Source organism: Streptomyces sp. HSW2009, assembly GCF_040240285.1.
GTDB lineage: Bacteria > Actinomycetota > Actinomycetes > Streptomycetales > Streptomycetaceae > Streptomyces.
The window spans coordinates 1-1,826 of record NZ_JBEHZD010000916.1; the positions used below are offsets into that span (position 1 = coordinate 1).

Annotated in this window: 2 protein-coding genes; both read left to right on the forward strand. The window is 72.1% G+C overall.

Going from position 1 to position 1,826, the window contains the following annotated elements:
* Positions 1 to 50: 50 nt before the first annotated feature.
* The gene (locus tag AAHZ94_RS33525) at positions 51 to 545 is read left to right on the forward strand and encodes an acyl carrier protein (protein ID WP_349997470.1); all 495 of its coding nucleotides are present in this window, start codon (positions 51 to 53) and stop codon (positions 543 to 545) included.
* Between the two features lie 61 nt (positions 546 to 606).
* The coding region (locus AAHZ94_RS33530) for a beta-ketoacyl synthase N-terminal-like domain-containing protein (protein ID WP_349997469.1) at positions 607 to 1,826 on the forward strand (1,220 nt) is incomplete at its 3' end.

Below are 1,826 nucleotides of genomic sequence, written 5' to 3' on the forward strand. Positions count from 1 at the left end.
CCTTGGGTGTGACGCCCCTTGGGTGTGACGCCCCTTGGGTGTGACGTCGGCTGTCCGGCCGAGTCTGGGCCGGTCGTGGGGGGGGGCGCGCCCCCCCGCCCCCCCCGGGGGGGGGCCCGGCCGACGCCCGGGCCGTCGAACCCGGCCGCGCGTTCAAGGACGCCGGGTTCGACTCGCTGACCGCGGTGGAGATGCGCAACCGGCTACGGGCGGCCACCGGGCTCAGGCTGCCTCCCACGCTCGTCTTCAACCACCCCAACCCACACCAACTCGGCCGCCACCTGCGCACCCGACTCCTCCAGGAACACGCCGTCTCCTGGGAATCGGTGCTCGGCGAAATCGACAAGGTCGCCTCGCTGCTGTCGCTCCTGCCCGAGCAGGACCGCGGCCGGGCCGCAGCCCGCCTCGCCGAACTGACCGGTGCACAACCGCCGCGCGCCGCACGCTCCACCGCGCAACCCGCCGAACAGGACGCCGCGCAGACCTTCGAGTCCGCGAGCGACCAGGAAATTTTCGACTTCATCGACAAGAGCACCGGCCGCTGACGATCCGCCGCCCCGCTCCACCCCCGCCCTCCCCGGGCCCGTACGTACGGAGAAGAATTCGATGGCAAGCGAAGAGATGCTGCGGGACTACCTCCGACGGGCGTCCGCGGAACTCCACGAGACCCGCTCCCGGCTCCAGGACGCCGAGGAGAAGTGGCACGAGCCGCTGGCCATCGTGGGCATGCAGTGCAGGTTCCCGGGCGGGGTGGCATCGCCCGACGACCTGTGGGACCTGGTGCAGCGCGGGGGCGATGCCATCACCGGCTTCCCACCCGGCCGCGGCTGGACCGACCACACCCACTCCGGACCGGCGGACGCGCCGCACGCTGGCGACGCCCAGGGTGACGGTCGCCAGGACGGTGGTCACCAGGGTGGGTTCCTCACCGACGCCACCGACTTCGACCCGGAGTTCTTCGGCATCTCGCCGCGCGAGGCGCTGGCCATGGACCCGCAGCAGCGGCTGCTGCTTGAGACGTCGTGGCAGACCTTTGAGCAGGCCGGCATCGACCCGACCTCGCTGCGCGGCAGCAAGACCGGCGTCTTCGTCGGCGTGATCGGCAGCGACTACCTCTCCCGGCTCGGGCACGTCCCCGACGAGGTCGAGGGCCATCTGCTGACCGGCAGCTTGGTGAGCGTGGCATCGGGTCGGGTGGCGTACACCTTCGGGCTTGAGGGCCCTGCGGTGACGGTGGATACCGCGTGTTCGTCGTCGCTGGTCGCCCTGCATCTGGCCGGGCAGGCGCTGCGCGCGGGGGAGTGCGATCTCGCCCTGGTGGGCGGGGTGACGGTGATGGCCACGCCGGGGGCGTTCGCCGAGTTCGCCCGCCAGGGTGGGGTGGCCGCGGACGGCCGCTGCAAGTCCTTCGCCGCTGCCGCCGACGGTACGGGGTGGAGCGAGGGCATCGGCCTGCTGTTGGTGGAACGGCTGTCGGAGGCCCGCCGCCGCGGCCACCGGGTGCTCGCGGTCGTCCGCGGCTCGGCCGTCAACCAGGACGGCGCGTCCAACGGTCTCACCGCACCCAGCGGCCTCGCGCAGGAACGCGTCATCCGGGCCGCGCTGGAACAGGCAGGACTCGCCGCCTCCGACGTGGACGTGGTGGAGGCGCACGGTACGGGGACGAAGTTGGGTGACCCGATTGAGGCGCAGGCGTTGCTTGCGACGTACGGGCAGGGGCGGGAGGAGGGCGATCCGTTGTGGCTCGGATCGGTGAAGTCGAACATCGGTCATGCGCAGGCCGCCGCGGGTGTGGCGGGGTTGATCAAGATGGTGATGGCGTTGCG